The 7,754-nt window shown below is 70.7% G+C and carries 8 protein-coding genes; 3 read left to right on the plus strand and 5 right to left on the minus strand.

Translation table 11 applies throughout. The features are described 5' to 3' along the window. From ASG05_RS15705 to ASG05_RS03960, 3 genes are all read right to left on the minus strand, one after another. Nucleotides 1-1,452 (minus strand): DUF2142 domain-containing protein (locus tag ASG05_RS15705; RefSeq protein WP_162240626.1); only part of this gene is annotated, 1,452 nt, incomplete at its 3' end. Nucleotides 1,453-1,513: 61 nt separating this feature from the next. Next, entirely contained in the window at nt 1,514-1,744 is a 231-nt protein-coding gene (locus tag ASG05_RS03955; protein WP_056257533.1) for a hypothetical protein, read from the minus strand. A 40-nt stretch (nt 1,745-1,784) separates the two neighbouring features. Next, nucleotides 1,785-2,690, minus strand: a complete 906-nt coding sequence (locus ASG05_RS03960; RefSeq protein ID WP_056257536.1) for a D-alanyl-D-alanine carboxypeptidase family protein — start codon at nt 2,688-2,690, stop codon at nt 1,785-1,787. Nucleotides 2,691-2,828: 138 nt separating this feature from the next. Between ASG05_RS03960 and rfbB the strand changes: the two genes are divergently transcribed. The 3 genes from rfbB to ASG05_RS03975 are packed head-to-tail and all read left to right on the plus strand — an operon-like array spanning nt 2,829 to nt 5,816. Continuing rightward, nucleotides 2,829-3,812 carry a dTDP-glucose 4,6-dehydratase gene (rfbB, locus tag ASG05_RS03965; protein ID WP_056258401.1) on the plus strand — a complete coding sequence of 328 codons (984 nt, stop codon included), beginning with the start codon at nt 2,829-2,831 and terminating at the stop codon, nt 3,810-3,812. Next, entirely contained in the window at nt 3,812-4,702 is an 891-nt protein-coding gene (gene rfbD / locus ASG05_RS03970; RefSeq protein ID WP_056257537.1) for a dTDP-4-dehydrorhamnose reductase, read from the plus strand. The genes rfbB and rfbD overlap by 1 nt, the downstream gene beginning before the upstream one ends. Beyond that, on the plus strand, nt 4,677-5,816 hold the full coding sequence (locus tag ASG05_RS03975; RefSeq protein WP_056257540.1) for a glycosyltransferase family 1 protein: 1,140 nt from the start codon (nt 4,677-4,679) through the stop codon (nt 5,814-5,816). The genes rfbD and ASG05_RS03975 overlap by 26 nt, the downstream gene beginning before the upstream one ends. A gap of 99 nt (nt 5,817-5,915) precedes the next feature. Here ASG05_RS03975 and ASG05_RS03980 read toward each other — a convergent pair whose 3' ends face one another. Both ASG05_RS03980 and purE read right to left on the minus strand, forming a co-directional pair. Next, nucleotides 5,916-7,208: an LCP family protein gene (locus ASG05_RS03980; protein WP_235491377.1), complete on the minus strand. Its 1,293-nt coding sequence runs from the start codon at nt 7,206-7,208 to the stop codon at nt 5,916-5,918. A 47-nt stretch (nt 7,209-7,255) separates the two neighbouring features. Continuing rightward, a complete protein-coding gene (gene purE / locus ASG05_RS03985) occupies nt 7,256-7,747 on the minus strand; it encodes a 5-(carboxyamino)imidazole ribonucleotide mutase (RefSeq protein WP_082486445.1) in 492 nt (163 codons plus the stop codon). Nucleotides 7,748-7,754 lie beyond the last annotated feature (7 nt).

The following is a 7,754-nucleotide window of genomic DNA, read 5'->3' on the forward strand; positions in this document are numbered from 1 at the left end:
CAGGACGACGAGACCCACCGCCCCCACGCCGAAGAGGGCCACCACCGTGCCGAGCCCGCCGGGTGCCTGCCAGGCATCGGCCGTGAGGACGTCGGAGTAGGGCCGACCGATGCCCACCGAGAACCGACGGTAGGCGGCGGCGAAGGACGCGAGTTGCCCGGCTCCCGCCAGCACCACGATGATCGGCACGAGTCGACGCGGCAGGGGCGTGGTCGACGCCGAACCCCAGGCGAGGCCCCCGACGACGATCATGGCGACGAAGAGGGGAAGCGAGTACCGGCCCTGCCAGATGTCCCCGAAGGTCGCCGCGCTCGGCGCCTGGATGATCGTGGGCACGAACAGGAACGCCGCCATGAGGAGCACCACTCCCGGAAGCGACCTGCGCGCGGAGAACACGAGGGCGCCCAGCACGACGAAGCCGATGGCTGCCGTCCACCCGTACTGCACGGGTGCCGGCAGACCGGTGTCGAACCACCCCAGCACCCCGATGAGCTCGGTGCCGAACTCGTCGGTCGACCCCAGCGTCCGCACGGCGGCGGCCAGGACGCCGTCTCGGGCCGGGTCGGACGACGGGATGAAGCCTGCCGGCGCGGCGACGAGGATCGTCCAGGCGGCCGCGCCGGCCAGGCCGACGACGCTGACGGCGGCCGCGACGCGGACGGGGGCGAGTCGGGCCAGTTCACGGACCCTGGCGAACGGGACGGTCAGGAGCACGGCCACGACGATGACGGCGACGAACAACGGCGAGGCCGTGCGGGTGTTCGCCGCCACGATGCCCGACGCGGCGACGAAGGCGACCGCCGTCTTCAGGTGGACCTCGCCGCGATCGTGGACGACGAGCCACGCGGTCGCCGCGAGCGCGGCACACGCGGTGATCTCGACCCCGTTGGGGTTGACGACCCCCGACAGGTAGCCCGCCATCGGGGTGAAGGCCACCGCCGCCCACCCGAGCAGCGAGCGGCCCCTGCCGAGTTGCGTGCTGACCCAGAACAAGACGCCGACGAAGAACGAGTTCAGCAGGGCCGACATCAGGCGCATCGAGATGACGGCGGCGTCACCGTGCAGCAGCAGCGACGGCCACCCGACCACGGCGTAGTACAGCGGGTTGTACGAGCCGACGCCGGTCACGACCGTGACCTCGTCCGAGGTGTACGAGTCGAAGTCGGGCTGACAGCTCGCGGGGGTCTCGGCGTGGAAGGCCGTGCACGTCATCGGGCCGCCGACGTCCGCGACGTCGGCGGGCAGGCGGAACGACTCGTTGCCCGGCGCGTCGGTCGGCTCGCCCTGCAGCATGCCCCGCGCCGTCGCGGCGGCCTTCATGATGTGCCCGGACTCGTCGGGTGCCGACGAGACGGGGCTGGCGACCGCCCACGCCGAGAAGAAGACGAAGGCGAACGCCCAGCCGACGAGGAGGGCGACCCAGGGACGGGCGAGGTGCGGGGACGGGCTCATGGTCTCTCAGTATCCCGCACGGACGGGGACGGCCGGGACCTGCCCGAACGGTCGTGTCGCGTCAGCGGGCCGCGTAGTCGGCGTCGCCTCGGAGGGCCGACCGGGGAATGGACAGCGAGCTGAGGATGTTGTAGAAACCGACCCTGTTGACCTGCTTCGTCGGCACGCCGACCGCGGTCATGGCGTCGACCATGGCCGGGGTGGTCATGTGTCGGAGGGATCGGACACCGACCATGCAGGTGTAGCCGAGGCCGACCTCGTCGAGGCGGTCGGAGCAGCGGAGGATGAGCATTGTTGTCCTTTCGATCGGGGCGGGGCGAGCGGCGAGCGGCCTAGCCCCAGAAGTAGTCGGCCTCGGCGCGGATGGCGGACCGGGGGATGCCGAGAGCGCTCAACACGTTGTAGAAACCGACCCAGTCGAGTTCGTAGTAGGGCGTGCCGATGACGCGCATGCTGTTGACCATGTCGACGTTCGAGAGGTGACGGAGGGTCCGCACGCCGAGCAGCACCGTGTAGCCCGCGACGGGGTACTCGCTGAGGGGACCCGTGCACCGGAGGATGATGGTGTCGACGTCCTCGGGCTTGACCGTGGCGTTGGCGCTGGAAGGCCCCGTCCACGAACCGCTGTAGTCGAAGTGCCAGGGCTCGGGTCGCGAGAACCCGTTGCCGGTGGGCTGCCAGCCGTAGGACGGTGCGTTCGCGTCCATCCAGCGCTTCGCCGCGGTGCCGGCGGTCTCGACCCCGGCGCCGAAGTCGCAGGAGATCCCCCACCCGTGGTTGGACGTGCCGGGGTACGCCGCCAGGTTGCCCGTCCCCGCCTGGTAGCGGTTCCAGTAGTCGACCTGCCGGGCGTAGGTCCGGTAGCCCTCGGTGATGGTCAGGGTGCGACCGACCGCCTGGACGAAGGCCAGCGACATCGAGAAGAACTGACGCGCGGCGTCGTCTCGCAGGAACCCCGAGCCCGCCACCGAGGACGGGACCGCCGTCAGGACGTTCGAGGGGATCTGGCCGTTCGAGAAGCCTCCCCAGGCGGATTCCTGTGCCGCCGCCAGGGCGTCGGCGACGGTCTGGACGTCGGAGGACGTCTCGGCGAGGGAGGTCGCGGCGAGGGCGGCGGAGGGCCGCAGCGCCACGGCCGAGCCGGCGACGGCGGTCGCTGCGGCGTAGCCGAGCAGGCGACGCCGGCCGAGGTCGCCGGCGTCCCCTGGTCCGTCCGGTTGCGCTTCGGGCATGGTCATTGTTAGACGGTCGCACAGGCCTGCCGCCGCGGTCCAGCCCCCCGAACGAGGATCGGCAGAAGGGGGGACATTGCCGGATCGGGTCGCGCAGTCCCTAGAATCGAGTGGACTCTGACATTGATCGTGAAAGCAGACACCGTGAAAATCCTCGTCACCGGCGGAGCCGGCTTCATCGGCTCCAACTTCGTCCGACGGACCCTGGAAGACGCCTACCCGGGCCTCGAAGGCGCCGAGGTGGTCGTACTCGACGCCTTGACCTACTCGGGCAACCTCGAGAACCTCATCTCGGTCGCCGAGTCCCCTCGCTTCCACTTCGTCCAGGGTGACATCCGCGACGGCGCCCTGCTCGACACGCTCTTCCCCGACGTCGACGCCGTCGTCCACTTCGCCGCCGAGTCGCACGTCGACCGTTCGGTCCGCGACGCCTCGATCTTCGTCGAGACCAACGTCCTCGGCACCCAGCAGCTGCTCGACGCCGCCCTGCGCAACGACCTGAAGCGCTTCGTGCACGTATCGACCGACGAGGTCTACGGCTCGATCGCCGAGGGCTCGTGGGCCGAGGACCGCCCGCTCGAGCCGAACTCGCCCTACTCGGCCTCCAAGGCCGGCAGCGACCTGCTCGCCCGCAGCTACCACCGCACGCACGGGCTGAACGTGTCGATCACGCGCTGCAGCAACAACTACGGCCCGTACCACTTCCCCGAGAAGGTCATCCCGCTCTTCGTCACGAACCTCATCGACGACCTGCACGTCCCCCTCTACGGCGAGGGCAACAACATCCGCGACTGGCTGCACGTCGACGACCACACCCGAGGCATCGCCATGGTGCTCGTCGGCGGCCGTGCCGGTGAGATCTACAACATCGGCGGCGGCACCGAGCTGACCAACAAAGAGCTCACCGAGATGCTGCTCGAGGCCACCGGCAAGGACTGGTCGTACGTCGACCGCGTCCAGGACCGCCTGGGCCACGACCTCCGCTACTCGGTCGACATCTCGAAGATCCGTGACGAACTCGGCTACGAACCCCAGGTCCCCTTCGAGAAGGGTCTCGCCGACGTGGTGCAGTGGTACCGCGACAACCGCGAGTGGTGGCAGCCCCTCAAAGAGCGCGCCGCCCTCTGATGGCTGCGGTCCAGAACGCCAAGTACCTCGTCACCGGTGCCCGCGGCATGCTCGGCACCGACCTGCTCGAAGCGCTCTTCGGGCGTGACGTCACCGTTCTCGGTCGCGCCGACCTCGACGTCACCGACCGGGACGCGGTGTTCGCCGCGGTCCAGGGCCACGACGTCGTGATCAACGCCGCCGCGTACACCGCGGTCGACGCTGCCGAGACCGACGAGGAGGCCGCTCTCGCCGTCAACGGCACCGCAGCCGGTCTGCTGGCCGAGGCCACCGCCTCCGTCGGAGCGAAGCTCGTCCAGGTCTCGACCGACTACGTCTTCGACGGCGACGCCACCGAGCCCTACCCCGAGGACGCCCCGCTGGCACCGGTGAGCGCCTACGGCCGCACGAAGGCGGAAGGCGAGCGGCTCGCCCTGGCCGCGAACCCCTCGGGCACCTACGTCGTGCGGACGGCCTGGCTCTACGGAGCACACGGCGGCAACTTCGCCAAGACCATGGTCAAGCTCGCGGCGTCGCACGACACCGTCTCGGTCGTCGACGACCAGCTCGGGCAGCCGACGTGGACCGCCGACCTCGCGAGGCAGATCGTCGCGCTCGTCGACTCCGACGCACCCGCGGGCGTCTACCACGGCACGAACTCGGGCAGCGCGAGCTGGTTCGAGTTCGCCCGGGCCGTCTTCGAAGAGGCCGGCCTCGACGCTGCTAGGGTCGAGCCGACGGACAGCTCGACGTTCGTGCGCCCCGCGCCGCGACCGAGCTACAGCGTCCTCGGCCACGACGCGTGGGGGCTGGCCGGTCTCACGCCCATGCGTCCGTGGAGAGAAGCGCTGGCCGAGGCCGCGAGCAGGGGAGTGTTGCAGACCGATGACCACGCTGCGAGTAGTCGTTGATCAGATCCTCGCTCCCGTCCCCGGTGGCATCGGGCGCTACACCGCAGAGCTGACGCGGGCCCTCGTCGAGACGGCACCCCGCGGTTGTGACGTCGAGGGCGTCGTGGCGGCCCACCCGCAGACCGACTACGACCGGTTGACCGACCTGCTGCCGGGACTCTCCCACGTCACCAAGTCGCCCCTCGGGCGCCGCGAACTGGCCCTGGCGTGGCAGGGCGGCGTGCTCGGCCTCCCCGGTCGCGGCATGGTCCACGCGACCAGCCTGTTCGCCCCCCTCTACCGCCACGACCGGGCCCTCGACCCGGGCACCCAGACCGTCGTGACCATCCACGACACCGTGCCGTGGACGCACCCCGAGACGCTCACGCCACGAGGGGTCCGCTGGCACAAGGCCATGACGAAGCGGGCCTTCAAGCACGCGGACGGGGTGGTCGTCCCGACCCACAGCGTGGCCCGCGAACTCGCCGAGCTCTACCCGTTCGGTGACCGCCTCCGCGTCGTCGGCGGTGCCGTGAGCCCGCAGCTCGTCGTCCCCTCCGACGCCGACGAGATCGCCGATCAGCTCGACCTCCCCGAACGCTACGCGTTGAGCGTCGGCACGCTCGAGCCGCGCAAGGGCATCGAACCCCTCATCCGTGCCCTCGCCCACCCCGACGCTCCCGACCTGCCCCTGCTGATCGTCGGCCCCGAGGGCTGGGGAGACGTCCAGGTCGCCGACCTGGTCGTCTCGGCCGGTTTGCCCGCCGAGAAGGTGCGCACCCTGGGCTTCGTCTCGGACGAGCAGCTGGCGGTCCTGCTGCAGCGGGCCTCGGTCTTCGTGTTCCCGAGCCTCGCCGAGGGGTTCGGCCTGCCGGTCGTCGAGGCGTTCAGCCTGGGCACGCCCACCATCGTCTCGGACGCCCCCGCCCTGCTCGAGGTCGCAGCCGACGCGGCCGTCAGCGTGGCGCGCGAGGACGCCGCCGGCTACCCGGAGCGCCTCGCCCAGGCCATGTTCCAGGTCGTCTCCGACGTCGAACTGTCGACTCGTCTCGGCATCGCCGGCATCGACCGTGCACGCGCCTTCAGCTGGCGGGACTCGGCCGACAAGGTGTGGCAGCTGCACGCCGACCTCTGAGCAGACGCTCACGGCGCCGGACGGCGCGACGCACGCTCGCGGGCGCACCTCGCCTCCTCGTCCCGTGACGGTTCGGGTCGGACCACCCGGTGCCCGGTGTCAGGGTGCGGTGGTCGAGGTCGTGGCCTGCGCCACGGCGGCGCGCATCGCGTCGTAATCGGGGTAGACGTTGTCGTAGGTCGGCGGGACGAGTTCGAGACTCGTGATCTGCTGCGACTTCGCCTTCACGGCCAGGTCGACGAAGGCTGCCAGCGCGCCCTGCGGGATGTCGGTGTCGACGGTCTGCACGCCCGCCGCGGCGACCGCCTGGAACTTCGACAGGACCGTCGCCGGTTGGAACTGCGACAGCAGCGCCTGCTGCACCTCGCGCTGGCGTGCCATCCGGTCGTAGTCGCTGGTGCCGTGTCGTGCCCGGGCGTACCAGAGCGCGTGGTAGCCGTCGAGCCTCTGGTCACCCGGCTCGATCCAGCCGTCGACGTTGATCGGCTGGCCGTTGCCGTCGACGCCGCCGTTGATCGGGATGCGCTGCTGCACGTCGACCTGGATGCCGCCGAGCGCGTCGATCAGGTCGACGAACCCCTGCATGTCGATCAACGCGTAGTACTGCACCGTCAGGCCCGTGATGCCCTCGACCGCGTCGCGCATGGCCTCGACGCCGGGGTTGCTGCCCTTCGACTCGGCGTCGGGGTAGAGGTCGGGGTGCTCTTCGCCGTAGGTGTACAGGAAGCTCACGAGGCAGTCGTCACCACAGTCGTAGCCGTCGGGGTAGTCGCCGTAGAGCGGTGAACCGGCCACGAAGGGCGCGTCGTAGAGGTTGCGGGGGATGCCCACGATCGTCGTGGCCCCGGTCTCGGCGTCGATGCTCGCGACCGAGATGCTGTCGGGGCGCAGGCCCGTGCGGTCGGCCCCGGCGTCGCCGCCGAGCAACATGATGTTGTACCGCCCGTCGACGGGAGGCGCGGCGTCGGCCCTCGAGGTGAACAGGCTGTTCAGCAGACCGTGCTGGACCCCCGCGAGGTAGGCCCCGTAGGCGGCGGGCCCGACGGTCACCACCATCAGGAGCACCATGGCACCGGCGAGGACCCCGCGTGCCGAGGGAGCCGTCCGGACGATCCGGGCCAGCCGCAACGTGTCGACGGTCAGCACCAGCCACAGCACCGCGTAGTACGCGAGGAAGACCTGGACGACGGTCAGGGCGACGACGTTGGTCGCGATCTCGATCAAGGGCGAGCGGAAGGCGAACGCCAGCACGACGACCACGATCGCGACCGCCCAGAAGACCAGCGTGGACGCGAGTCCCCACCGGCCGAGTCGGCGACTGCCCGCGAGCACCTGCGCCGAGCCCGGTACGATCACGTTCAGCAGGACGAGCACCCAGGCACGCTTCGTCATGAACGGCTCGGAGGTGACGTCCGGGTGGCGGACGGGCAGCGCCGTGCTCACAGTGATCGACGCAGGTCGGCGTTCTTCTGCTCGACCAGCTCGGCGAGCGACCGGGCGTGCTGCGCCAGGCGCTCGGCGACGACGGGGTCGTGCGAGCCGATGATGCGGGCCGCGAGCAGGCCGGCGTTGACCGCACCGCCGATCGAGACCGTCGCCACGGGGATGCCGGCCGGCATCTGGACGATGGAGAGGAGCGAGTCGAGGCCGTCGAGCTTCGCCAGCGCGACGGGCACGCCGACGACCGGCAGGGTGGTGACGGAGGCGATCATGCCGGGCAGGTGGGCCGCTCCCCCGGCACCGGCGACGATCACGGACAACCCGCGGCCCGCCGCGTCGCGACCGAAGGCGATCATCTTGTCGGGCGTGCGGTGCGCCGAGACGACCTCGACCTCGTGCGGGATGCCGAGCTCGGACAGGATCGACGACGCCCCCTGCATGGTGGGCCAGTCGCTGTCGGAGCCCATGACGATGGCGACCTTCGCGGGCACGGCGGGG

Origin of the sequence: Frigoribacterium sp. Leaf186 (assembly GCF_001423905.1) — a bacterium.
GTDB lineage: Bacteria > Actinomycetota > Actinomycetes > Actinomycetales > Microbacteriaceae > Frigoribacterium.